Genomic DNA, 25,240 nt, shown 5'->3' with positions numbered 1-25,240 from the left:
ATGGCGAAAACTATTTCTATTAATGCAGGAAGCTCAAGTCTCAAGTGGCAATTGTACAAAATGCCTGAAGAGGAAGTTATTGCAAAAGGTTTAATTGAACGGATCGGCCTTGCAGACAGTGTTTCTACAGTGAAATTCAATGGTCAGAAGTATTCGGAAACGAAAGATATTCCAGACCATACAGCAGCTGTAAAAATTCTTCTTGATGACTTGATTTCGATGGACATTATTGCTAGTTATGATGAGATAACTGGTGTTGGTCACCGTGTGGTAGCTGGGGGTGATTATTTCAAAGAATCGGCCTTAGTGACTGATACGGTGATTCAACAGGTAGAAGAATTATCAATGCTAGCACCGCTTCATAATCCAGGAGCAGCTCTTGGAATTAAAGCGTTTAAGGAAATATTGCCTGATATTACGAGCGTTGTTGTTTTTGATACTGCCTTCCATATGACAATGCCTGAAGTAGCTTACCGTTATCCTATTGCTAATCGTTATTATACTGATTATAAGATTCGTAAATACGGTGCACACGGTACAAGTCACCAATATGTTGCTCAAGAAGCAGCTAAGGTTTTAGGTAAGCCTTTGGAAGACTTAAAATTGATTACTTGTCATATTGGTAATGGAGTCTCTATTACAGCTATTAAAGGTGGTAAATCTGTTGATACTTCAATGGGATTAACTCCACTTGGTGGTACAATGATGGGAACACGTTCAGGAAGTATTGATCCAGGTGTCATTACTTATTTGTTAGAATGTGAGCCAGCGATGGCTGATCCTAAAAAAATTCGTACCATCTTGAATCGTGATTCAGGTTTACTCGGTATTTCGGAAAAATCAAGTGACATGCGTGATATTCTAGCAGGAAAAGCAGAAGGTGATGAAAAATGCCAACTTGCTTACGATATGTATGTTGATCGCTTGAGAAAATATATTGGACAATACTTCGCCGTTTTAAATGGTGCCGATGCTATTGTCTTCACCGCTGGTATCGGTGAAAATTCTAGTGATGTCCGTGCGGATGTCATTTCTGGAATGACTTGGTTTGGTGTCGATATTGACCCAGCTAAGAACGTTTCAGGTGCTTATGGTGTGATTTCAACAGATCAAGCTCGCGTGAAAGCAGTTGTTATTCCAACGGATGAAGAACTCGTAATTGCGCGTGATGTTGAACGTTTCAAACACCTTACTAATTAAGTTATCAAAATATTATATTATGATAAGACCAGAAAAGCTGACCTTAGGGTCAGCTTTTTTGATGCTTTTATAAAAAAATGTAAAATAAACTTGACATAAAATGTAAAGCGTACTATACTAAAAATGTAAAGTTAACTTTACTAAGTATCATTTATTGGAGGGACAAATGGAAACAAAGATTCAAGAACTCCGAAAAGCAAATAAAGTTAGTCAGGCTGAATTAGCTGAGGCATTGGGGGTAACGAGACAGACGATTATTTCTCTAGAAAAAGGGCGTTACAATGCTTCTTTAGAATTAGCATATAAAATCGCTAAATATTTCGGCATGACAATCGAAGAAGTTTTTATCTTTGACGAAGAATAATAGGAGATAGAGAGTATGAAAAGATAGGTTTGGTTTTAAGTAGACGTGTTACGGTTTTTTCACAGAATAGAAAGGAAAATAAATAATGCTATTAAAGGCGCTTCAAAGTTGTCAGCAAAAGAAAACATTGGAAGAATATCGAAGTTATTTGATGAAAGTATCGTATGTAATTTTGATACTTTCGATTTTAGGGATTATATTATCGTTTGTCATTCGAGCTAATGATTTTGCCTCAGGTTTATTGCTTGGAAGTGGTAGTAGTGGTTTGATTGTTGCCATCTATTATTGGATAGTTTGTCATCAACCCAAGCGTTTAAAGAATGCTTATATTGCTGCATATGATGAACGTAATCAATTTATTTTGCGTATGACAGCAGTATCAATGTTAGTAATGATGTTCTTAATCAATTTTGTCTTGATTATTTTATATGCTTTCTTTAGCGTTGAATTGTCTTACATTACGTTGTTATTAATCTGGTTGTATAGTTTGAGTTTAGGATTTTTAATACTTAGAGGAATTCTTTCAAAGATTTTATAGGGAGAGTGTTATGAAAAAAGTAGTATCATTTTTTAAATATCTTGGTTTAGCGGTAGGATTAATTCTTCTGGAACAATTGCCTACAGTTTTTCTCAGAAAAAATCAGCCAACTTGGCAAGCTTTAATTATTATGGTTTCTTTGCTGTTAGTTACACTGTTAACGGTTTATGTTGCTAAACGTTTGGGATTTTTAAATCACATGGAACACTTGTTAACGTGGGATGCATGGAAAAGTATCTTTACGGGATTTTTGATTATGGTTCCTATCAAAATGCTTGGAGGCATTACTTTATTTTTAGAACATGGTGCAAAAACTGATACGCTTAACCAATCTGTTATTGAGCAACTTGGGATGTCTCCGTTAATGTTATTGGTTTTGACTGTTATTGCAGCACCGATTGTTGAGGAATTTGTTTTTCGTGGCCTTATCGTTAAGCAAGCTTTTAAGTTTTCTAAACTAGGAGTTGGTGTTAGTACTTTTCTTTTTGGAGCTCTTCATATGCCAACGGACATTGGCAGTTGGATTCTTTATGGAGGCATGGGATTGGTGCTCGCTTTGGTTTATCAAAAGACACAAAAGCTTGAATGTTCAATTGCTCTTCATGCAGTCAATAATTTTCTTGGTGTTATTTCGATGTTTTTTTAATACATAAAAAGGTTGAGACAATCTGTCTCAACCTTTTTATATTTTTATCGTTTACAAAGCTTTAGCTTTATCGATTGTTGCATCAATACTTGAAATAACGCTAGCTGTTAAGCCAGTTTTTTCAAGGTCAAGCAAACCTGCGATTGTTGTTCCACCAGGACTTGAGATTTTATCAATCAAATCATGTGGGCTATCAGAACCTTGAAGCAGGTTTTCAGCACTAGCAAGGACGGTTTGTGTCACAATGTCCAGTGATTTTTCTTTTGGAATACCGTATTTGACACCTGCTTTAGCAAGGGCTTCGATAAATAGGTAAATGTAAGCTGGGCTTGATCCTGCAAGAGCAGTGAAGGTATCAAAGTCTTTTTCAGGAATATCAAAAGTTGATCCAAAACTGTCTGTGATTTCTTTAGCGGCTGCTAGGAGTTCTGCAGAGACTTTGTCATTAGTACAAATGGCAGTTGTACTTTTAAGAATTTGAGCGTTGAGGTTCGGCATAATACGGATTAGTGGAAGATTTGGATCAGTTAATTTGCCAAGACGTTCAAGTGTTACCCCTGCTGCCATTGAAAGAATGGGTTGGTGGAAGTGAAGTCCAGCAAGAACGGGTTCAAACATTTGGGGTTTGATACCAAGGACAACCAAATCAGATTGGTCGATAAGTTCTTGATGTGAAAGAGCTGCTTCAACTTCAAGCTGCTCTGCAATTTCGCGTGAGCGAGGAAGTGAAGAACCTGAAATGATGATATCGTGTGATGTTGCATTTAGTCCGTTGATGATGGCAGTAGCCATTTTTCCGACTCCGATAAATCCAATTTTCATAGTAAGACAAAGGGGAAAGTACAAGAGAAATGTTTAATGACCTGAGTCCCCTAGCTCCTTTCTAGTATTTTTTGATGAGGTCAACAGTTGAGCGGTCTAGTTTTTTAACAATAGCTTGGATGAAGGCTTGTGCTTGTAAGAAGTCATCCATAGCATAAAGGCTTTGATGTGAGTGAATGTAACGTGCACAAACTCCGATAGTTGTTGATGGGATACCACCGTTTTTGAGGTGAGCAGCACCAGCGTCTGTACCACCTTTGGCAGCGTAGTATTGGTATTTGATACCAGCTTCTTCAGCAGTTGTGAGCAAGAAGTCACGCATATCTTTTAGCATCACATGTCCTGGGTCGTAGAAACGGAAAAGTGTTCCATCACCAATTTTACCTTGGTTACCATAGATGTCTCCGGCTGGTGAACAGTCAACAGCAAAGAAAAGTTCTGGTTGGAATTTTGTAGCAGATACATGTGCTCCGCGAAGACCTACTTCTTCTTGAACGTTTGCCCCAGCGATAAGTGTATTATCAAGTTTTTGACCTTTAAGGCTTTCAAGCAACTCTGTTACCATAAGCACACCAAAGCGGTTGTCCCAAGCTTTAGAGATAACATTTTTTTGGTTTGCTGTGAGGATAGTTTCAGATTTTGGAACAATGATATCACCTGGAAGGATACCAAAGGCTTCCGCTTCAGCTTTATCCGTAAATCCAGCATCAAAGATGATGTCATCGATTTTTGGAAGTGATGCAGAGTCATTTGCTCCGCGAAGGAAATGTGGTGGGACTGAACCAGAAACAACTGGAATAGCAGAACCATCACGTGTATAAAGTGTGAAGCGTTGTGAACTTAGGACTAATGGATTCCATCCACCGATACCAACAGCACGCATTGTTCCATCGGCTTTGATTTCGCTGACCATGAAACCAACTTCGTCCATGTGTGCAGCCACCATGATGCGAGGTGCGTTTTCAGCGGCAGAATTTTTGATACCAAAAATACCACCAAGACCATCAGTTTGCACGTCATCAACAAGTGGAGTGATTTTTGAGCGAAGATAGTCACGAACACTGTGTTCGTATCCTGCGATACCATCAAGTTCAGTGACTTCTTTTATTTTTGAAAATAAGTCTGACATAAAAACCTCGATTCTATGGTTTCTATTTTACCACGTTTTCTGACAATTTTTAGATTGAAATAACATTAAATATTTGGACCTTGGTATTATGTGCTGAAATATGCTAAAATAAAGCGTATGAGAAACAAAAAAAGAAGCTTACTGTCACGTTTTGGCCTTGTGGGAGTCGGCGGTATCATTGTTTTGGGAACAATCCTGAAAAAACAACGCGAAGAAAAGCGACAAGAACAGATTAAGAAAGCCATTCGTGATTATTTTAGTCGATTTGACAATATCTCGGTGCTTTATGTGAATGCTTTTGAATCTGATAAGGAGAGAACGACTGGTGGTCTTGTTTTAGAGGACGGTCGGACGTTTCAATTTGTTTACCAAAATGGTGAGATTAGCTATGAGGAGGAGAAAAATGATTAGCCCAAAATCCTATGAAGAAATGGCTACCTATCTAGAAAAAACTGAAAAAGTGGTTTTCTTTTTTACGGCAAATTGGTGCCCAGACTGCCAATTCATCTATCCAGTCATGCCTGAAATTGAAGCAGAAAATCCTGAATTCACCTTTGTCCGTGTGGATCGTGATGATTTCATGGAAGTAGCACAACGCTGGAATATTTTTGGGATTCCAAGTTTTGTGGTAACTGAAAATGGGAAAGAAATTGGTCGTTTAGTTAATAAATTACGCAAAACCAAAGCAGAAATTAACAGCTTTTTAGCTGGATTGAAATAGGAGAGAAAATGATTTTTACGTACAACAAAGAACACGTCGGTGATGTCCTCATGGTAATTGTCAAAGATAGCAAAGGTGCTAAACTTGACTATGAACGCAAAGGCAATGTCTCACGCGTTTTCCTTGAGAAAAATGGTGAAACAGTTGCTTGGAATATTTTTGAAGTGTCAAGCTTGGTTACAATTGAAGGTGTTGGACAAGTGACTTTGTCTGATGAAGATGTTGCTAAGCTTAACGCTGAATTGACAAAAGAAGGCTTTAGCGAACAATTGGAAAATGACCCTTCACCAAAATTTGTTGTTGGTCAAATCAAAGAAATGGTTGCTCACCCAGATAGTGACCACTTGAACATTTGCCAAGTGCAAATCTCAGATGACAAAACTGTTCAAATCGTTGCAGGTGCTCCAAATGCTGCTGTTGGACTTAAAACAATCGTTGCCCTTCCAGGTGCTATGATGCCAAACGGAAGCCTTATCTTCCCAGGTGCCCTTCGCGGTGAAAAGAGCTTTGGTATGATGTGCTCACCTCGTGAATTAGCCCTTCCAAACGCACCACAAAAACGTGGTATTATCGAACTTGATGACACAGCTGTTGTCGGTGAAGCCTTTAACCCAGAAAAACACTGGAAAGGGTAAGAGAATGAAACGAGCTAGAATATTCTAGCTCGTTTCATTTTTTGCGTAAAGTAAGGTGCTGTAGAAAAGCAATATCTTTATAGGGTTTTTGGTTAGCTACAGCTAGTTCCATTTTTGTTAAACGTTCTAGCCAACCGTCCTCAGTTTTGAAGGCATTTGGTTGGAGAGCATAAAAGGTGCGTAAACCTTGGTAATTTTCAAGTTTTAAGTTAGTTTTGTTGGTAAGCTCTTCAATACTGTAAGTTTCCCCACGTCCGAATGATGAACTATTGTAACTGTCTTTCCCATCTAAGAGATAAAGTGCATCTTCAATATTATTGTTAAAAATGACTTGATGTAAGACTTTTCCAGTAAGATTGTGCTTAATTAAGGAAAGCTCACCATGTGGTTTTAAGAGGCGTTCAAATTCATTAAGGAATTTTTGATGTTGAGATTTGTCGATGTATTCAAAGACATTATGGCAAACGATGATATCAAAAGATGAATCAGGCAATTCTTTTAAAGCATCTAGACTACCATTGATTTTAGTGAAGGTCTGTGTGCCATCTGCAAAAAGCATATCAGCATTTGGTTCAATCGCAGTAACGGTATTATTTTGTGATAAATATTCTGAGGTTGTTCCAAAACCAGCACCAAAATCAAGGATTTGTTTATCTTTGATGTGGTTGAGTTGTGCAAAAATCAAACGGTACATGATTTTTCCCCAAGGCTGATTCAGCATTTCTTTGTAGGCATTGATATTGACTGTCATAAAATCTCCTAGCTTGTAAAATATATTTTATTTTAACAGAATATTTTGAAAAATTCTTTTTTAAAGTGGATTACCAAATTTTTTTCGAATAATAAGATAGGAGGTAATGATGTACAATAAAGTTATTATGATTGGGCGTTTGACGGCACAGCCTGAGCTTGTGACAACGCCAAATGAGAAATCTGTTACACGTGTAACACTTGCCGTTAACCGACGCTTTAAATCACAAAATGGTGAACGTGAGGCTGACTTCATTTCACTGGTGGTTTGGGGACGTTTGGCAGAAACGCTCGTTTCTTACGCTGGTAAAGGAAGTTTGATTTCGGTTGATGGTGAACTTCGCACACGCAAATATGAAAAAGATGGTCATACGAATTATGTGACAGAAGTGCTCTGTCAGTCTTTCCAATTGTTAGAAAGCCGTGCGCAGCGCGCCATACGAGAAAATAATGTGGCAAACGACCTCGCTGATTTAGTTTTAGAAGAGGAAGAATTGCCGTTTTAACCAACCCAAGCTCGAGTTATTTTTTGACTTGGGCTTTTTTTGTTATTTAGTGAGATAAATTTTTCTTATATTTGGTTATAAGAAAAATAGATTAGGCAATTACATTGAAACATGTTAATCTAATCGTATCATTAATTCGGAGGTAATAAATGCTTTTAAAAATAATTTCAGGTGGTCTTGTAGGTATTGCCTTTGGGTTTGTCTTGCAACGTACACGGTTCTGTATGACAGGTGGCTTTAGAGATATGTATATTGCCAAAAATAATACTTTATTCTACGCGTTTTTAACAGCAATCACGGTAGAAAGCGTTGGTGTTCTTAGTCTAATTAAGTTGGGAATTGTTTCCTCTCCTTATGAGGATTACTCAGTGCTGGGGGCGATTATAGGATCTTATTTGTTTGGGATTGGTATTGTGTTAGCAGGTGGTTGTGCTACAGGAACTTGGTATCGTGCAGCTGAAGGATTAATAGGTAGTTGGGTGGCCTTATTTTTCTATATGTTAAGTGCAGCAAGTATGAAGTACGGTGCTTTACAATTTTTAAATCAAGCAATTTCCAAATACTGGGTAGTTAACGATAATTTAGCAGGGCAATTAGGTATTTCGGTGTGGTATTTTGTTTTACTTTTAGTCATTGTAACAATACTTTTAGTAATCAGAGAATTAAATAAACCTAAAAAAATTGTTGCTACTCTTGCTCCCAAATATAAAGGAATTCGACATTTGCTTTTTGAAAAGCAATATCATAAGTTTTGGGCTGGATTCGTCATTGGTTTGATTGCTCTTATAGCATGGCCAGCAAGTGAGTTTGCTGGACGTACAGGTGGTTTGGGTATTACAACACCTTCTGCTAATCTTATTAGTTATGTTGCGACTGGTGATATTAATTTACTTAATTGGGGAGTCTTTCTTGTTTTGGGAATATTCCTAGGATCTTATATTGCTGCTCGAGGTGCTGGAGAATTCCGATGGCGTCTTCCTGATATAAAAACTATTAGGAAGAGCACTGTTGGTGGTATTCTTATGGGAATAGGTGCTTCTTGGGCAGGGGGATGTACGATTGGAAATGGTTTAACAGCGACAGCGGTCATCTCTAGCAAAGGTTGGATTGCTTTGCCCTTAACTATTCTTGGAGTATGGACTGCATCTTATTTTATATTTGTTAAGCCAAATCAATATTCGAAAGGAGAGTAGTTATGGCTGTGGTAGAACTTGAAACGGGTGGATTAGTGTGTCCTTTTCCATTGATTGATGCTAAAAACAAGATGAAAGAATTATCAATTGGTGATGAACTTCTTATTAAATTTGATTGTACACAAGCAACGGAGAGTATTCCAAATTGGGCAGCAGAGAATAGCTACCCTGTTACGCGTTTTGAACAAGTTGGTCAAGCTTCATGGGAGATTGTTGTTCAAAAACAGTAACTAACCTTTTAACCAACCCAAGTTCGAGTTAGTTTTTGACTTGGGCTTTTTTTTGTTATTATCAGGAAATAGTTTTTGAAACCCTTTTCAAAAAGTGCTATACTGAGAGAAAATAGGAGGAAAAGTACAATGGTAAAAATAATTTTTAGTGATATTGACGGCACTCTTATTAATGATGCCTTGAAAGTGACGCCTAGGACACGCCAAGCTCTTCGTCATGCTGTTGATACAGGTATTTTATTTGTTCCAGTTTCGGCGCGTATGCCAGAGGCGATTAAGCCAATTTTGAAAGATTTTTTACCTGATGTACCCATGATTTCCTATAATGGTGCCCTCACCCAAGATGAACAAGGGCAAGTGATTGATAGCTGTCCGATGAGTCCACAAGAAGCGCAAGCCATTTGTCAGTATTTAGAAAAAGAAGTTTCAGAGGTTGCTTGGAATGTTTACAGTGGTGAAAAGTGGTTGTCGCAAAATCGAATGAATAAATGGATTTCTCGTGAGGAAGAAGTTGTTGGACTGGTTTCTCAGGAGGCGGATTTGGAGGCAATTGGGCATTTGTCTGAAGTTCATAAACTGCTTTTGATGGGAGAACCAGAGAAAATGGTTACCTTGGAAGAAAAGTTAAAAGAACTCTATCCTGGCTTGTCGATTGCACGTTCGTTGCCGTATTACATAGAAGTGATGGCAAACGGCATTCAAAAAGGACGCGCAGTTAGCCTATTAGCCGACCATTATGGTGTTGATACGTCTGAAACCTTAGCATTTGGTGATAATTTTAACGACCTAGACATGCTGGAAGTTGCAGGCGAGGCATATGTCATGGCAAATGCTCCGCAGGAAGTTAAGGAGCGTGTTGGACACGTGACTGCAAACCACAACCATGATGGGATTGCTTTGGTTTTAGAGAAATTTAAACTAGCTAGATAAACGATTTTTTTATAATGATTGCTAAATTCCTACGTTTCAATGTAGGAATTTTTTGATGACTTTTGCCACTAAAAAAATTGATTTTTGTCATATCAAGCTGATGACAAACGTTTGGTGATAGCGCTTTCTTTTTCTGGTAATATTATCTCTGTTGAATGTTGAAGCTACTTCGACAAATTTCAATAGGAGAAAGGACTTATGAAAAAAGAACAAGAAAAGAAATGTGTCAACTGGTTTATGCACAAACGCGGTAAACAATGGATTTATGGTTGTGGTGTTTTAGTTTGTGGTATGGTCTTAGGAACTGTGGCTACACCCGTTATGGCTGATGAAGCTGTTTCTTCATCGATAGGAATGGTAGCGGTTACAAACATAAACTCAGAAAACGCAAATACAGACCAAAAAACTGAAGTAGGTCAAGAAGTACAACAACCTGCTAATCAGTTAGAAACTCCGGTTACAGAAAATCAAACACCAACTGAACAAGGAGTTGTTGAAGAACAAAATCAAAATGTCACAGAAGAAAATCAAGTAACAGAAAACCAAGATGTTACACAACAAAATCAAGTGACTGAAAATCAAGAACCTGCGACTGAAACTTCAGACGATGCTCAAAAAACTGAGACATCAGATGCTGAAGAAAAAGTTGATGTGACTGATTCGCTTAAACAAAAAACTGACCAACCTAGCGTGAGTGCCGTAAAAACTAAAAAAGCCCTTTCTGCTAATTTGACTAAGAAAAAAGAAACTAACTATAATACAAATCTTCAAGGTTTGAGTTATGATGCAAATGTTTGGGAAGTTCGTGAAGATGGTTTGTATAGTAATGCTGTTGGAAAAGGTGATAACTTCCTTTTCTCAACCTCAACAGGTAAAAACTTTGTCTTCCAAACAGATGTAACATTCTTACAAAATACAGGTGCAGCTTCGCTTGTTTTCCGTTCAACTGGTGATGCTCAAAATCTAAAAGGTTATGTTGTAAACCTTGACGGAAATTCACACAAAGCAAGATTATGGCGTTGGGCTGAAGCAAATCTTATCAATGATAAAGAAATCCCAGCAACTCCAGACAATAAATATTTCTTGAAAGTTGTGGCAGCTGATGGTTGGATTTCATACTATATCAACGGTATTTTGGTTGCAAACTTGAGTGACTACACTATCCAACGTGACGACCTTGGTCAAACAACATACATCAAAGATGGTAGTTTCGGTCTTTTGAACTGGAATGGTGAAATGATTTTCCAAAATACTTTTTACCGTGAACTTACTGATGCAGAATTACCACTTCTTAAAGATGTCGCAGTTACTTCAAAAAATGGTCCAGTTGAACCTAAGGGACAATTCTTCCCAGAAGGTGCTGTTTATATCCAATACGTATCACATGATGCTTCAACTGTTGACTTAAGTTTTGTTGCTAATAATCCAGCTGCAGTTATCAAAGTGACAGATGCTCAAGGTAATGTTTATTCAAATCCAAGCGATATTCCGGTATCAGTTGGTGCTAACTACCTCACAGTAACAAGTACTTACACAGTAGACGGTTACGAAGTGACATCAACTTACCGTATTAATGTTCACCGCCGTCAATCAGCAGAAGTTTATTATAATGAAAACTTCCGTGACCAATATCACTACTCTGTTAAAGATGGCTGGGCAAATGACCCTAACGGATTGGTTTACTACAATGGTGTTTATCACATGTTCTACCAATTCTACGATGATATTAAATGGGGTCCAATGCACTGGGCACATGCAACAAGTAAGGATTTGATTCACTGGGAAGATCAACCAATTGCATTCTATCCAGACTATAACGGGGCAATGTTCTCAGGTTGTATCGTAGCTGATAATAACAACACAAGTGGTTTGTTTGACGGTAACGAAGGTGGCTTGGTTGCCTTGATTACAGCTGATGGTGAAGGTCAACGTATCAAAGTTGCTTACAGTAAAGATGAAGGTAAAACTTGGCAAAAAATCGATAAAATTGCAGCTGACTGGTCAACTGACCCATTGCAAAATCGTGATTTCCGTGACCCTAAAGTCTTCCGTTGGGAAGGAAAATGGTTCATGGTTCTTGCAGGTGGACCACTTCGTATTTACTCATCAGATAATCTCCTAGATTGGTCTGTTGAATCAACATATCCAGATCTTCACACTGAATGTCCAGACCTTTACCCAATCATGGCAGAAGGCAACACAGTGAAATGGGTTCTTTCTCGTGGTGGACGTTACTATAAAGTTGGTGATTTAAAACAAGTTGATGGACACTGGAAATTTGTTGCAGACGCTGATTATCAAGAATCAGATGGTATCATGAACTTTGGTAAAGATTCATACGCTGCAATGACTTACTACGTACAAGATTTTGGTACTAAAGCTAATCCAACACTTCCTCAAATTATTGAGCTTAACTGGATGAATACTTGGGATAACTATTGTAACCTTGTAGCTGAACGTGTTGGTCAAAAATTCAATGGTACATTCAACCTTAACTTGACACTAGGTCTTGTCAAAGACGGTGATAAATACGTTCTTACTCAAACACCAATCAAAGCATATGAAAGCTTACGTGATGTAGACAACAAAGTTGAGTACAAAGACGTTGTTGTTGGTAAAGATAATAATCTCTTTAAAGATTTCTCTGGTGATACCTATGAAATTGTTGCTCACTTTAATCCAAGTAACAGAACAACAAAAGTTGGTTTCAACCTTCGAGTAGGTCCAGGAGAAGTGACTAAGGTTTATTACGATTTAGAAACAGGACGAATCGCTATTGACCGTAGTCAATCAGGTATCATCCTTACAGAGCTCTTTAGAAATATTGATAGCCAAGCAGTAACACGCAACGCTGATGGAAGTATTGACCTTCATATCTTTGTTGACCGTGCTAGTGTTGAAGTCTTCACAAAAGGTGATACTGTCGCAGGTGCTAACCAAATCTTCACATCACCTCAAAGTCTTGAATTAAGTGTATTTTCTGAAGGTTATGAATCTACAGCAGATATCGTTCTTTACCCATTGAAGAGTATTTGGAAAGATAAAGTTGAAACTACTGAACCACAAAGTATTGTGCCTGCGTCTGCTAAGAATGTCAGAATGAATGTTGGTGACAGCACAGTGGTTAAAGCGTACGTCTCTCCAGCAGTTGCTAACCAAGATTTGCTTTGGTCAATTCTTAACAATGGTAATGTGTCAGCAGAAATTTCTGGTAATCAAGTCTTCGTTAAAGCACTTAAGAAAGGTCAAGTGATTGTTAGAGCACAATCTAAATCTAACCCGGCAGTTTATCAAGATTTTGTTCTTGATATTCTAGAAGATAACTTCAAGACAAACGTTAAAGATGTGAAAGTCTTCGCTGGTGATTGGCATGCTGACGGTGAATCATTGAAAGTTGAAAACCATGGCTCAAACGATATTTACATGGCAGCCGATAAGATGCCATACGAAAACTATCAAATGGATTTGGATATCAAATACGGTCGCGGAATTGTAAATATCTTCTTTGCTTCAGGCAATCCAGATGCTAACAATGCCTACACAATCCAATTCGGTGGAAATAACTCTGTTCGTATGTTCCGCTTCTACGGTGATACTATTGCAGAATCAACAATGACAGCAGCCATTAACGACAATCAATTCCACCACGTTCGTTTGGTGAAATCAGCAAATGCTATTCAAGTCTTTGTTGATAATCAATTGGCAATGTCTTACACATTTGATCAAGTTGAAGACTTCTTCAATAATCCATATCTTGGTCTAGGTCTTTGGGATGGTGAACTTGAAGTTCAAAACTTCTTCGTAGTAGATTTGGATGCTAAAGAACCAACACGAGGCGGAGAAAATGGTGGAGTCGTGCCAACAGATCCTCAAACACTGGAAGAAACACCTTCAGAACAAGCAGTTGCAACAACTACATTGGCAGCTAAAGCGCCTGCTAAATCAGTCAAAGTTGCAGATGCTAAAGCTCCAGTTATTCCAAAATCTGCGGTTGTTTCAGAAAGTGTCTTGCCACAAACTGGTGAAAAAGATAATCATCTTGCTGGACTTGGTATTCTATCAATCCTAGCGGCTATGGGAGCATTCTTTGGACAATTCTTCAAGAAAAAAGAATCATAATATTTAGGATATTAGGGAAATGAAAGAAAGGAGAACACTTGTTTTCCTTTCTTTTTTGTCTTCTTGCTAGGTGTCAATCAAGGTCAAATTGTCTAGACATTTTAAACATGCTATAATACTTGTATATTATCAGTTGAGATTTTTGAGTAAGTAGAGAAGGTAGGGAATGAAAAAAGGAAAACTTATAGCATTATTAGTAAGCGTTTTTATTGCGCTGCTAACGATGCTTGGCATTTATCTTCATTACAAATTGGTTCCTTATAATGAAAATCGTGTCAAAATCGGGGCAACTTATATGACCATGAACAATGATTTCTATAAGGTTCTAAATAATGAAATTGACAAAATTGTAGAGGAAAAAAATGATATTCTCTACACACGAGACCCAGCGCTTGATGTTAATAAACAAACTCAGCAAGTGGAACTGTTTATCAAAAAGAGAGTGGATATTATCATCATTAATCCTGTTGATGCTGACAGTAAAAAGTTGATTAAAGCTTTGAAGAAAGCTAAGGAAACAGGCATTAAGGTTGTGGTTGTGGATAGTCAGCTTTCAGATAATTCTCCAGTTGACACGACGATTGTGTCTGATAACTATCAAGCTGGTGTCTTATGTGCGCAAAATCTTATGCAGACTCAATCAAGTGCCAAAATTTTACTTTTAGAACACCAAAAAGCGGTGTCTGCAGTAGATCGTATTAATGGTTTTTTGGCGACAATCAAGGGACATGATAGCTATCAAATTGTTGATAGAAAAGATTGTTTAGGTCAGACCGAGGTTGCCATGCCACAAGTTGAGTCGGTTATCAACTCTGGGGTAGATTTTGATACGGTCATGGCGCTTAATGACCAAGTTGCAATCGGGGCACTAGCTGCTATTGAGAATATGAAAGTTACAGCGCCTGTAAAAATCTATGGTGTTGACGGGTCGCCTGACATGAAAAACTTGTTAGCAACAACTAGCTCCATTCAAGCTACCGTTGCACAATCACCTTTGACCATTGGTGAGAAGGCTATTCAAGCTGGTTATCGACTTTACCATGATAAAAAAGTGGATAAAGAGATTGTTATTCCAGTTGAGTTCATGACGAGTGAAACTGTCTTAAATAGTGATTTAACGGGGTGGCAATAATGAAAATTTTAAAAAATGTTGAAGTTGCCAAACGTGCATTGCTAGTCATCAATTTTATGGCGGTGCTTTTTTACAGTTCTGTCTATCTGTCAGCGACTAAGTACATTATTGAAAATAATTTTAGTCGTTCGCTGCTAGAAAAAATCAATATTATTCCAAGTTCACCTGAGCGAATTTTTTGGCTGTCAAATTTATTTTTTATTGGCTTACTTTTGGTAATGTATGTCAGAAATCGTGAATTTGAAAAAGAAACTAAGGCGCGTGACTGGCTGGCAGTTCTTGAAATCATTTTGCTGTTTGCGACTTTTTTTGCTTTGCAATTATCCTATAACGGTTTGATTTTATTGGTCTTCATGGATATTTTCTTTTCATATACAGACTTTTATACATTCCGTGAAAAAAAAGCCTGGCTGCTTTTTATTGTAGCTAGTTTTGGTTCGCTTTTGCTGTCAAATTATGATGTGCTGTCACTTTTGGTGAGAACACCAGATTTGGATGTTTATATTAATTTCTTCCCAGCAAGTACACGTCTTGTGATTTCGTTCATCAAGAATGGATTGGTATCACTTAATATGATTGTCTTTATCATTTCATTGATGACTTATATTATTTATTCGGTGACAGAAAATCATAAGATTGAGGAAGAATTATTGATGGCTGCGCAAGCCAATACACGTTTGAAGGAGTACGTTGCGGTGTCTGAAAAGATTACCGAAGATAGGGAACGTAGACGTATTGCGCGTGAGATTCACGACACAATTGGGCATGCTTTGACGGGGATTTCGGCAGGGATTGATGCCGTGACGGTTTTGATTGACCTTGACCCAGAACATGCTAAAAAACAATTAAGCAGTGTATCAAATGTTGTTCGCGAAGGGATTGTCGATGTTCGACGTTCTCTTAATAAAATGCGACCAGGTGCTCTTGAAAATCGTACGTTGAAAGATGCTCTAGAAAAGATGCTTTCAGAGTACCAAGAGCTGTCACACTTGCAAATTGATTTAAATTATCACTGGGATAATGTTGACTTTGATAAGACCAAGGAGGACGTTATTTTCCGAGTTATTCAGGAATCTGTGACGAATTCTTTGCGACATGGTCGTGCAACCAAGATTAAAATTAGCATGCTGAGTGAGAGTGATTATGTTTTATTGATTAAGGATAATGGAACAGGAAGTGAAAACATCAAGTATGGTTTTGGCTTAACGCAGATGACAGAACGTTTAGCTATTATTGGTGGTCGCGTTGCCTTTTCTGGTAAAGATGGATTTTCTACAACGATTCATATCCCTAAAATACAAGGAGAAGAAGGATGATACGAGTACTTATTGCAGATGATCAGGAGTTGATTCGCGAATCTTTGAAGATTGTTTTATCAGCTTATCCTGATATTGAAGTTGTTGGGGCTGTGAGTGATGGAACAGAGGTTCTAGAAACTCTGCCAACGAGCAAACCTGATGTTATTTTGATGGATATTCGTATGCCTAAAATGGATGGCGTTTTGTGTACCAAAGCGGTCAAAGAGCATTATCCAAATATCAAGGTTATCATTTTGACGACATTTGATGATGATGATTTTATCTACAGCGCTCTTAAATACGGTGCGACAGGTTACATGCTAAAAGGAACGTCAATGGATGATTTGCATGATGCTGTTGTAACAGCCAATGAAGGACGTGCCATGATAAACCCAGATATTGCCACAAAAGTTTTCAAACTTTTTTCACAAATGGCTCAATCTAATTTTGCTATCCAAGTTGACGATGATTTGGTTCACGACATTAGTAAAATGGAATGGCGTATCATTCAACAAATTGGTTTTGGTTTGTCAAACAAAGAAATTGCTGCGAAGTTGTATTTGTCAGAAGGAACGGTGCGCAATTACCTTTCTAACATTTTGTCAAAACTCAACTTGCGAGATCGTACGCAATTAGCGATTTGGGCGGTTCAGACAGGTGTAACGCTCAAATCATTTGAGGATGATGACCATGACTAAACTAACCAAGATAAAACTTTGGCTTTCAGCGATTGTTCTTTTAAGTGCTTGTATTGGTGGTTATGTCTATTATCAAATGCAACAAAAGACAATTTTAAAAATTGGTGTCTATGCTGGCAGCAGTTGGGATGTGCCAAATGGTAACGATTATAAAGTGATTGATACAGCTATTAAACGCTTTGAAAAACTACACCCTAAGGTCAAGGTTGTCTATGAAAGTGGGATTTCAAAAGCCGATTATTCAACTTGGTTGACAGATCAGATTGTGGCTGGGAAACAACCTGATGTGTTTATCGTGCCAGAAGATGATTTTAACCTTTTGTCATCAACAGGTGCTCTGTCAAATTTGGACAGTAGTATCAGCACTAGTTTTTATGATTCAATCTTTTATAACTCGTCTTATCAAGCAGGAGAGTATAATCATAGCCATTATGCATTACCGTTTGAAAGTAATCCAACCATGATGTGTATTAACATTGATCTTCTTGAAAAAGAAGGCATTAGCATTCCAAAATCAGGTTGGACGGTTGATGATTTTTATAATATTTGTAAACAAGTAACTAAGGATACAGATGGTGACGGGGTCATTGATCAGTATGGTTGCGTTGGCTATACTTGGCAGCAAGCTGTTGCTGCTTACGGCGCAAAACTTTTCAATGAAACAGGTAGCAAAGCGTATTTTGATAGTGAAAAGGTTAAAAAAGCCTTGGGCTTAATTACTCAGCTAAAAGCTTTAAATGGAAATTATGAAGTGACAATGAAAGACTTTGATGAAGGAAAAGTTGCCTTTATTCCAATGTCATTAGCCATGTATCGAACTTACAAACCTTACCCTTACCACGTTGCTAAGTATTCAACATTTTCTTGGTCTTGTGTAACCATGCCAGCCAGCCAAAAAGGTGTTGATGCGACGCAGGTTTCAACATCACTCTATGCGATTTCGTCAAAAACGAAACATCGCAGCGCAGCTTGGCAATTTCTAAAATTCTTGTGTACAGATGAAAAAGTTCAACAATCTGTCTTTAATTACTCTCAAGGAAGTTCAGTTTTGAAATCTGTCATGCGTAGTCAAGCAACAGAAGATAAATTGAAAGAAGACGGTTTTGGTTCTGAGTCACTGACTGTTTCAACACTAGATTCCATGCTTAGCCAAGGTGTGACGAAGCCAACCTTTAAAACTTACAACAGCGTGATGAATCAAGCAGATTACATCATCAATAAATCACTAGCTAATAACAGTATTGATAGTGATTTGTTTGCTATTCAAAAAGAAATTGAGGATAGTTTAAAATAAAAAAGAAAGTCTGGAATAAATTGTTCCAGGCTTTTTTCATGTTTTCTAAAAATGACATTTGTCATTTTCAATATGGCGATTGTCATTGCCATGATATGACAATCGAGAGTGTGAAAACGCTTAATACACTGATAGAATAATAGACAGATAAGGAGAGATAAAACTATGAAGTATTTACTACTGGTGAGTCATGGTGGTTTTGCAGAAGGTCTCAAAACTTCTTTGGCTATGTTTGCTGAAGATAAGATGGACCAAGTCATTGCAGTTGGTTTGAAAAACGGAAAAACTGTTGATGATTTTGCGCAAGATTTCAGACAAGCCATTTCAGGTTTGACAGCTGAAGATTCAGTTATCGTTCTTGCAGATATTGTTGGTGGTAGCCCACTTACAACAGCTTGCAGTGTTTTGGACGAACTTGGCAAACTTGATGACGCTGTTATCCTAGGTGGTATGAATTTACCAATGGCAATTACCTCAGCAGTTATGAAAGATATGCTCGAGGGTGATGCTTTTGTTCAAGCTGTTTTGCCAGAAGCTCAAGCAGCTCTTCAAGAATTCAAAATCGCTTCAGATGATGAAGAAGACGACATTTAATAATTAAAAAGGAGATTAACAATGACTGTTTCATTTGTACGTATTGACGACCGTATGATCCACGGCCAAACTGTAACACGCTGGGCAAAAGAATATCCATGTGATGGTTTGATTGCCGTAAACGATGCTGCTGCAAGCAACAAAGTTTTGACACAAGCTTATAAAGGTGCTTCAGACAAGAAAACTTTTGTTTGGACAGTAGATGCCTTTGGTAAAAAATCACAAAAAGTTTTGGATTCAGATACAAAATATTTTGTTATCACTAAAAACCCAATTGACATGAAAAAACTTTTGGTTGACCAAGGTTTTGTTCCAAGCGATGTTAAAGAAATCATCGTTGGCCCATGTAACGACCGTCCAGGTGCTGTAAAACTTGGTAACAACCAATCAATCACACAAGAAGAAGCTGATGCGATTGAAGCAATCGAAAAAGCAGGTTACAAAGTTAAATTCCAACTTCTACCTGACGTTTCAATTGGATACTGGTCAGATTTCAAATCTAAATTTGGTTATTAATATTGACAGTTTATCTAGAAGCTAAGGCTTCTGATGACTTAATAAAAAATTTTTTAAATAATATAGGAGAAGAAGTATTATGACAATTTCTTGGTTTCAAGCGGCCTTGTTAGGTTTGTTTGCATGTTTGTCTTCAATGCCAGGACTTGGTGGTACAACTATTGGTAACTATACTCTTGGTCGTCCTCTTGTCGGTGGTCTTGTCTGTGGTCTTATCCTTGGTGACATCAAAACAGGTGTTATTTGTGGTGTGGCCATGCAATTGGTTTACATTGCTCTTGTCACACCAGGTGGTACTGTTTCAGCCGATGTACGTGCAGTATCTTATATTGGTATCCCTTTGGCAATGGTAGCCATCCATTCACAAGGTTTGTCAGCTGACTCAGCTGATGCGGCTAATTTGGCTAAATCAATGGGTACTCTTGTAGGTACTGTTGGTACAGTTCTTTTCTACGGAACAGCTACAATGAACCTTGTATGGCAACATATTGGTTGGCGTGCTGTTGAAAAAGGAAACTTCAAACAACTTTACAAAGTTGACTGGCTATATCCTTGGATTTCACACATCGTTTTCTCATTTGTTCCAACTTTGATCATGTGTAAACTTGGTGCAACTGCCGTAACAGCAATGAAAGATGCTCTTCCAATGGATGGTATTCCAATGAAAACCCTCTTCACAGTCGGTGCTTTGCTACCATGTGTCGGAATCGCAATTCTTTTGAAACAAATTGTTGAAAAAGCTGTTGACTTTATTCCATTCTTTGTTGGATTTACTTTGGCGGCTTCACTTGGTTTGAACTTGGTTTCATGTGCAGTTATTTCATTGATCTTTGCAGTATTGTTCTACGAACTTGAAATGGCTAAACATGTAAAAGCAACTGCAGCAGCAGATGACTTTGACGATGATGAGGAGGATATCTAAGATGGCTCAAAAAAAATTAACTAAGAAAACTTTAATGAAATCTTTCCATCATTGGTACTATGGTAACTTGACATGTTTCTCACAAGAACACATGCAAACATTTGGTTACCTAACTTCTATGCTACCAATCGTGGAAGAATTATATGATAACAAAGAAGATCAAGCACGTTCAATGCAAACCTATACAGCTTTCTTTAATACTGAACCTCAACTTGGTGCTCTTATCGTTGGTATCACAGCAGGGCTTGAAGAGGCTCGTGCTAATGGTTCTGAAGAAGTTGATGACGAAACAATCAACGGACTTCGTGCAGGTCTTATGGGACCAGTTGCAGGTATCGGTGACTCTCTTGTCGTTGGTACTTTGATTCCAGTTATCTTAGGTATTGCCCTTGGTCTTTCAACAGGTGGCTCTCCAATCGGTGCAATTTTCTACATCGTTGTATGGAACTTGCTTGCATACCTTGGTATGAAATTTGCATACTTCAAAGGTTATGAACTTGGTGATAAAGCCGTTGAATTCCTAGTTGGTGCTCAAGGTCAAGCTATCCGTAAAGCTGTATCAATCGTTGGTGGTATGGTTGTCGGTGGTGTTGCCGCTACTTGGGTATCAGTTAAAACTTCATTCCAACTTGGTAACGCTAAACACCCATACTTGGTTCTTCAAGACAAATTGGATGCCGTTTATCCAGGTTTCCTAACAGCATTATTCATCGTATTTTGCTGGTGGTTGATGGCTAAGAAAAACATCTCACCAATCAAAGTTATGCTATTGCTCGTAGTTATTGCCTTTGTCGGTGTACTTGTTGGTTTCTTCAACCCAGGTTTGTCTTACTAATTTACATACTTCTAGAGGAGAAATATCATGACAAAATCAGAACTTATCAGAGGTTATGAAACTGAAATAGCTTATCAAAAACATATGCTTGAAAATTTAGGTCGTTGGTTGACTTTACTTCTAGCAGTAACGAGTTTAGGATTTTTACTCATTTATTTCTTTAACAAACAAATCATTTTGCTAATTCTCGGTTTTGTCGTGATGATCCTTGGAAGTTTGGGCATGTTAATATTTGGCTATGGTATCTACCATGGTAAGAAAAATCTTGCCAAAGTTATTGACGATTTTGAAACAAAACTCCAATCATTTTAAATCAAAATGTGTAAACTCTTTTTAAAAACTATTCTAAAATAACAATACAAAAAATTACAATTACTTACTCAAACATTCAACATAAAAAGGTTCCTAGTACGTAATCTCCTTGCTAGGAATCTTTTTATGTTTTATTTTTCTGAATTTTAAAAATATATTGACAAATAGATAAAATAGGGGTAAACTGTAAACAATCAAAAACAATTTACGCAAGTCAATACCTAGCACTCATTGATTTGTGAATCTTAACAGGAGAAAATAGTATGCTTAAAAATTCGTCTATTCTGACTAAAAAACTGAATCGATACTATTACTTTAGTTTCTTTAGATAGACGTTTGTAGCCAATCATGGATGCAAACGTCACCTGCGTTTGTATCTATGAAGCTAAAGCATTTTGACTGTTTTGAAAAAGCCGATTAGATACTTAGAGATCTAACTGGCTTTCAGGTATTTTTTACTTTTTGTATACGCCAAAAAACCAGTTAGACTTTTGAGCTAGCTGGTTTTTATTGTGGTTGATTTAGGAAAAATTATTAATATCTTGTCTTTGGTTAAGTAAGGCAAGTGGGCAAAAAGTAAAGGTAGGTCATTATGAAAAAATGTTTAGCAACTTTGATGGCTGTCATGTTAGCCGCGCTCACCTTAGGTGGGTGTTCATCATCAAAAAATGCAAATAAAGACGTAGTTCATATTGGGATTCTTCAGTATGTGGAACACCCTTCTCTGAGTGCAGCTCGCAAGGGATTTGTCGCTGAATTGAAAAAAGAAGGATATGTTGACGGGAAAAACCTTAAATTAGATTATGAAAATGCTCAAGGTGACCAGTCAAATCTTCAAACCATTTCAACAAATTTGTTGTCAAATAATGATTTGGTTTTAGGGATTGCGACACCGGCTGCGCAAACATTGTCAAATCTATCAACAGATGTTCCGGTGTTGTTTACAGCAGTAACGGACCCAGTATCAGCAAAACTAGTAGATACTATGGAAACTCCTAACGGCATTGCGACTGGAACGAGCGATATGTCTCCTATCTCAAAACAGGTAGAATTGTTGCAAAAAGTTATGCCTGATGTGAAAAAAGTTGGGATTATGTACACAACTAATGAACGTAATTCAGAAGTTCAAGTTGAAGAAGCGCAGAAAGAATTTGCTAAAGCAGGTATCAATGTTATTACCAAAGGGATTTCATCAACTAATGATGTTCAAGACACTGCTAAAAGCTTAATGAGTCAAACACAAGTTCTTTTCATCCCAACAGATAATATGATTGTCAGCGCCATTTCATTACTTACAGAACTATCAAAAGAAATGAAAGTTCCAGTTGTTGGTGGTTCTGCAGACGTGGTTGACCAAGGTGTTCTTTTTACTTATGGTGCAAATTATGAAGCACTTGGTCGTCAAACGGCTAAGTTAGCTGTTCGTATTATTAAAGGTGAAGATGTAAGTAAGGTTGCTGCAGAATATCCTAAAGCTCTCAATGTTGTTGCTAATGATGATATGGCTAAAACGCTTGGTATTGATTTAAGTAGCATTGAAAACGAAACGACAGAAGCTTCTTCTGAGGAGACAACAAAGACAAGTGCATCAACTGGCAGTCAAGAGAAATCTGCTGCTAACCAATCAAGCAAATCTGATAAATCAAGCTCAAATGCTTGGATTGATATCATTTTAACAGCTATTTCACAAGGTCTCTTGTGGGCTATCATGGCTATCGGTGTGTTTATTACTTTCCGTATTTTGGACATTGCAGATCTTTCTGCTGAAGGTTCATTCCCACTTGGTGCAGCTTCAACAGCTATTATGATTGTTAATGGCATTAATCCATTGCTTGCGACAATTGGTGGTTTTGTGGCTGGTATGTTAGCCGGTGCAGTTGCTGGCTTCTTGCACACCAAGATGAAAATTCCAGCGCTCTTAACAGGGATTATCGTCTTAACAGCTCTTTATTCTGTTAACCTTTTGGTTTTGGGTAGTGCCAATGTGTCACTAGCTGGTCAAGAAACTCTTGTAACAGTGATGACGTCAGCTCTCAGCCTTTCAAAACTTTACGCCGTGATTTTGATTGGTGTTATCTTTGTAGCTTTGGTCATTCTATTACTTGTGGTCTTGTTGAACACACAAATGGGACTTGCTCTTCGTGCGACAGGTGATAACCTTGCTATGGGTGAAGCTAACGGGATTAAAGTTGACCGTATGAAGATTCTAGGTTACATGATTTCAAATGGTTTGATTGCTCTTGCTGGTTCACTCTTAGCGCAAAATAACGGCTACGCTGATATGAATATGGGAACGGGAACAATCGTTAATGGCTTGGCTTCAATTATTTTGGCTGAAGTGATTGTCAAATACTTGCCACTCGGTAAACGCCTCTGGTCAATTGTTCTTGGTTCAATTCTATACCGCTTGGTACTTGTTATTATCCTAGCCATGAATGTGGATGCCCAAATGCTTAAATTGGCCTCAGCGCTTCTTCTTGCTTTGATTCTCTATGTTCCAGAAATTCGCAATAAACTACACATTAAACCCTCAAAAACATTGACTCCAGGAGGTAACGACTAATGGCACTTTTAAGCTTATCAAATATTCATAAAACCTTTGAAAAAGGGACAGTTAACGAAAATCACGTTTTACGTGGCTTAAACTTGGACATCGAACAAGGTGATTTTATCTCAGTTATCGGGGGAAATGGTGCTGGTAAATCTACCTTGATGAACTCTATCGCAGGTGTGGTTGAGATTGACGAAGGAGATATTGTCCTAGATGGTCAATCCATTCGCAAAGCATCAGTTGCCGCACGTTCAAAAGACATTAGCCGTGTTTTCCAGGACCCACGAATGGGAACGGCAACTAATCTAACCATTGAAGAAAATATGGCCATTGCTTACCGTCGTGGCAAAAAGCGTAGCTTTTTCAAAAAATCAGTTACAGAAGCAGAACGTCAACTTTTCAAAGAGAAATTGGCTGAGCTAGGATTGGGACTAGAAAACCGTATGAAAACCGATGCAGCTTTCCTATCAGGTGGTCAACGCCAAGCGCTCACACTTGCCATGGCAACTTTAGTACGACCAAAAGTCTTGCTTCTTGACGAACACACAGCTGCTCTCGATCCCAAAACGAGTGATATGGTGATGCAACTGACTAAGAAAGTCGTTGAAGAGCAAGAACTCACAACCTTGATGATTACCCACAATATGGAACACGCTATTGAGTATGGTAACCGTTTGGTTATGCTTTACCACGGTAAAATCGTCGTTGACGTTCGTGGCGAAGAAAAGAAAAATTTAACTGTTGCTCAACTCATGGACCTCTTCCATAAAAATAGTGGTCAAGTCCTAAATGACGATGCCCTAGTGTTGGGGTAAAAATGTGATTTACTCGAGGAAAAATCGTAAATGCAGGAGTGAAAACTCCTGTATTTTCTTTTGTTAGAAATAGTGTTTTTTTCTTGACTATTTCTGACCAAGTGTTAGAATAGTTTTTGTAGATGTTAGCACTCTAATATAAAGAGTGCTAACCATAATAAAAATATTGGAGGCAAAAGCATGTTGAAACCATTAGGTGACCGTGTGGTCTTGAAAGTTGAAGAAGAAAAAGAACAAACAGTTGGTGGTTTTGTCCTTGCTGGCGCAGGCAAAGAAAGCACACAAACGGCAACTGTTGTAGCTGTTGGTACTGGTGCCCGTACACTGACAGGTGAATTGGTCGCACCAAGTGTTGCAGCTGGAGATAAAGTTATTATTGAAAATGGTGCAGGTGTCGAAGTGAAAGATGGTGACGATACTGTTACTATCGTTCGTGAAGCTGAAATTTTAGCCGTATTGGCGTAAGATAGATTAATAAAATAGTATATTA

The 25,240-nt window shown here is 37.9% G+C and carries 27 protein-coding genes; 24 read left to right on the top strand and 3 right to left on the bottom strand.

Going from position 1 to position 25,240, the window contains the following annotated elements; translation table 11 throughout:
• From B4D49_RS06460 to B4D49_RS06445, 4 genes are all read left to right on the top strand, one after another.
• Positions 1-1,200 (top strand): acetate kinase, encoded by a 1,200-nt coding sequence (locus B4D49_RS06460; RefSeq protein WP_286783578.1) that lies wholly within the window; start codon positions 1-3, stop codon positions 1,198-1,200.
• Positions 1,201-1,366: 166 nt separating this feature from the next.
• Positions 1,367-1,564 carry a helix-turn-helix transcriptional regulator gene (locus B4D49_RS06455; protein WP_199544708.1) on the top strand — a complete coding sequence of 66 codons (198 nt, stop codon included), beginning with the start codon at positions 1,367-1,369 and terminating at the stop codon, positions 1,562-1,564.
• 85 nt (positions 1,565-1,649) lie between these two features.
• A complete protein-coding gene (locus tag B4D49_RS06450) occupies positions 1,650-2,102 on the top strand; it encodes an ABC transporter permease (RefSeq protein WP_199544706.1) in 453 nt (150 codons plus the stop codon).
• Positions 2,103-2,112: 10 nt separating this feature from the next.
• A complete protein-coding gene (locus tag B4D49_RS06445; protein WP_199544704.1) occupies positions 2,113-2,748 on the top strand; it encodes a CPBP family intramembrane glutamic endopeptidase in 636 nt (211 codons plus the stop codon).
• A gap of 51 nt (positions 2,749-2,799) precedes the next feature.
• Here B4D49_RS06445 and proC read toward each other — a convergent pair whose 3' ends face one another.
• Both proC and pepA read right to left on the bottom strand, forming a co-directional pair.
• A complete protein-coding gene (gene proC / locus B4D49_RS06440; protein WP_132868819.1) occupies positions 2,800-3,570 on the bottom strand; it encodes a pyrroline-5-carboxylate reductase in 771 nt (256 codons plus the stop codon).
• A gap of 61 nt (positions 3,571-3,631) precedes the next feature.
• On the bottom strand, positions 3,632-4,699 hold the full coding sequence (pepA, locus tag B4D49_RS06435; protein ID WP_199544702.1) for a glutamyl aminopeptidase: 1,068 nt from the start codon (positions 4,697-4,699) through the stop codon (positions 3,632-3,634).
• Between the two features lie 117 nt (positions 4,700-4,816).
• On the opposite strand from pepA, the gene B4D49_RS06430 reads away from it, so the two are divergent.
• Genes B4D49_RS06430 through ytpR form a run of 3 tightly spaced genes read left to right on the top strand, consistent with a single transcriptional unit; the run spans position 4,817 to position 6,055 of the window.
• A complete protein-coding gene (locus B4D49_RS06430) occupies positions 4,817-5,110 on the top strand; it encodes a DUF4651 domain-containing protein (protein WP_286783577.1) in 294 nt (97 codons plus the stop codon).
• Positions 5,103-5,420 (top strand): thioredoxin family protein, encoded by a 318-nt coding sequence (locus tag B4D49_RS06425; RefSeq protein WP_268732963.1) that lies wholly within the window; start codon positions 5,103-5,105, stop codon positions 5,418-5,420. Before B4D49_RS06430 ends, B4D49_RS06425 begins: the two co-directional genes overlap by 8 nt.
• Positions 5,421-5,428: 8 nt before the next feature.
• Positions 5,429-6,055, top strand: a complete 627-nt coding sequence (ytpR, locus tag B4D49_RS06420) for a YtpR family tRNA-binding protein (protein WP_286783576.1) — start codon at positions 5,429-5,431, stop codon at positions 6,053-6,055.
• 34 nt (positions 6,056-6,089) lie between these two features.
• Here the strand turns inward: ytpR and B4D49_RS06415 are convergent, their stop codons facing one another.
• Positions 6,090-6,806 (bottom strand): class I SAM-dependent methyltransferase, encoded by a 717-nt coding sequence (locus B4D49_RS06415; RefSeq protein ID WP_199544696.1) that lies wholly within the window; start codon positions 6,804-6,806, stop codon positions 6,090-6,092.
• A 109-nt stretch (positions 6,807-6,915) separates the two neighbouring features.
• Here B4D49_RS06415 and B4D49_RS06410 point away from each other — a divergent pair, with 109 nt between their 5' ends.
• From B4D49_RS06410 to groES, 17 genes are all read left to right on the top strand, one after another.
• Entirely contained in the window at positions 6,916-7,311 is a 396-nt protein-coding gene (locus B4D49_RS06410) for a single-stranded DNA-binding protein (protein ID WP_199544694.1), read from the top strand.
• Between the two features lie 149 nt (positions 7,312-7,460).
• Complete coding sequence (locus B4D49_RS06405) at positions 7,461-8,504, top strand: YeeE/YedE family protein (protein WP_286783575.1); 1,044 nt, start codon at positions 7,461-7,463, stop codon at positions 8,502-8,504.
• A gap of 2 nt (positions 8,505-8,506) precedes the next feature.
• Positions 8,507-8,734 (top strand): sulfurtransferase TusA family protein, encoded by a 228-nt coding sequence (locus tag B4D49_RS06400; RefSeq protein ID WP_014293788.1) that lies wholly within the window; start codon positions 8,507-8,509, stop codon positions 8,732-8,734.
• 129 nt (positions 8,735-8,863) lie between these two features.
• Positions 8,864-9,664, top strand: coding sequence for a Cof-type HAD-IIB family hydrolase (locus tag B4D49_RS06395; RefSeq protein WP_286783574.1), 801 nt, complete (start codon positions 8,864-8,866; stop codon positions 9,662-9,664).
• A gap of 198 nt (positions 9,665-9,862) precedes the next feature.
• Positions 9,863-13,783, top strand: coding sequence for a GH32 C-terminal domain-containing protein (locus B4D49_RS06390; RefSeq protein ID WP_286783573.1), 3,921 nt, complete (start codon positions 9,863-9,865; stop codon positions 13,781-13,783).
• Between the two features lie 166 nt (positions 13,784-13,949).
• Positions 13,950-14,915, top strand: a complete 966-nt coding sequence (locus B4D49_RS06385; protein ID WP_286783572.1) for a sugar ABC transporter substrate-binding protein — start codon at positions 13,950-13,952, stop codon at positions 14,913-14,915.
• Complete coding sequence (locus B4D49_RS06380; RefSeq protein WP_027968033.1) at positions 14,915-16,231, top strand: sensor histidine kinase; 1,317 nt, start codon at positions 14,915-14,917, stop codon at positions 16,229-16,231. Before B4D49_RS06385 ends, B4D49_RS06380 begins: the two co-directional genes overlap by 1 nt.
• The gene (locus B4D49_RS06375; RefSeq protein WP_003067868.1) at positions 16,228-16,911 is read left to right on the top strand and encodes a response regulator transcription factor; all 684 of its coding nucleotides are present in this window, start codon (positions 16,228-16,230) and stop codon (positions 16,909-16,911) included. Before B4D49_RS06380 ends, B4D49_RS06375 begins: the two co-directional genes overlap by 4 nt.
• Positions 16,898-18,205: an ABC transporter substrate-binding protein gene (locus tag B4D49_RS06370; RefSeq protein ID WP_414717965.1), complete on the top strand. Its 1,308-nt coding sequence runs from the start codon at positions 16,898-16,900 to the stop codon at positions 18,203-18,205. Before B4D49_RS06375 ends, B4D49_RS06370 begins: the two co-directional genes overlap by 14 nt.
• Before the next feature lie 165 nt (positions 18,206-18,370).
• Positions 18,371-18,799: a PTS sugar transporter subunit IIA gene (locus B4D49_RS06365; protein ID WP_003067864.1), complete on the top strand. Its 429-nt coding sequence runs from the start codon at positions 18,371-18,373 to the stop codon at positions 18,797-18,799.
• A gap of 21 nt (positions 18,800-18,820) precedes the next feature.
• Positions 18,821-19,315, top strand: a complete 495-nt coding sequence (locus B4D49_RS06360) for a PTS system mannose/fructose/N-acetylgalactosamine-transporter subunit IIB (RefSeq protein ID WP_009853259.1) — start codon at positions 18,821-18,823, stop codon at positions 19,313-19,315.
• Between the two features lie 79 nt (positions 19,316-19,394).
• On the top strand, positions 19,395-20,237 hold the full coding sequence (locus B4D49_RS06355; RefSeq protein ID WP_286783570.1) for a PTS mannose/fructose/sorbose/N-acetylgalactosamine transporter subunit IIC: 843 nt from the start codon (positions 19,395-19,397) through the stop codon (positions 20,235-20,237).
• A gap of 1 nt (position 20,238) precedes the next feature.
• A complete protein-coding gene (locus B4D49_RS06350; protein ID WP_074630158.1) occupies positions 20,239-21,072 on the top strand; it encodes a PTS system mannose/fructose/sorbose family transporter subunit IID in 834 nt (277 codons plus the stop codon).
• Between the two features lie 27 nt (positions 21,073-21,099).
• Entirely contained in the window at positions 21,100-21,384 is a 285-nt protein-coding gene (locus B4D49_RS06345; RefSeq protein ID WP_021141460.1) for a hypothetical protein, read from the top strand.
• A gap of 592 nt (positions 21,385-21,976) precedes the next feature.
• Positions 21,977-23,947, top strand: coding sequence for an ABC transporter substrate binding protein (locus B4D49_RS06340; protein ID WP_286783569.1), 1,971 nt, complete (start codon positions 21,977-21,979; stop codon positions 23,945-23,947).
• Entirely contained in the window at positions 23,947-24,750 is an 804-nt protein-coding gene (locus B4D49_RS06335; protein WP_074869749.1) for an ABC transporter ATP-binding protein, read from the top strand. Before B4D49_RS06340 ends, B4D49_RS06335 begins: the two co-directional genes overlap by 1 nt.
• A 180-nt stretch (positions 24,751-24,930) precedes the next feature.
• Entirely contained in the window at positions 24,931-25,215 is a 285-nt protein-coding gene (gene groES / locus B4D49_RS06330) for a co-chaperone GroES (RefSeq protein WP_286783568.1), read from the top strand.
• Positions 25,216-25,240 lie beyond the last annotated feature (25 nt).

It is taken from the genome of Streptococcus sp. UBA4344, assembly GCF_002393675.1.
Classification (GTDB): Bacteria; Bacillota; Bacilli; order Lactobacillales; family Streptococcaceae; genus Streptococcus; species Streptococcus vicugnae.
The sequence above is the reverse complement of the archived record's forward strand: the minus strand, read 5'-3'. Positions and strand labels throughout refer to the sequence as shown.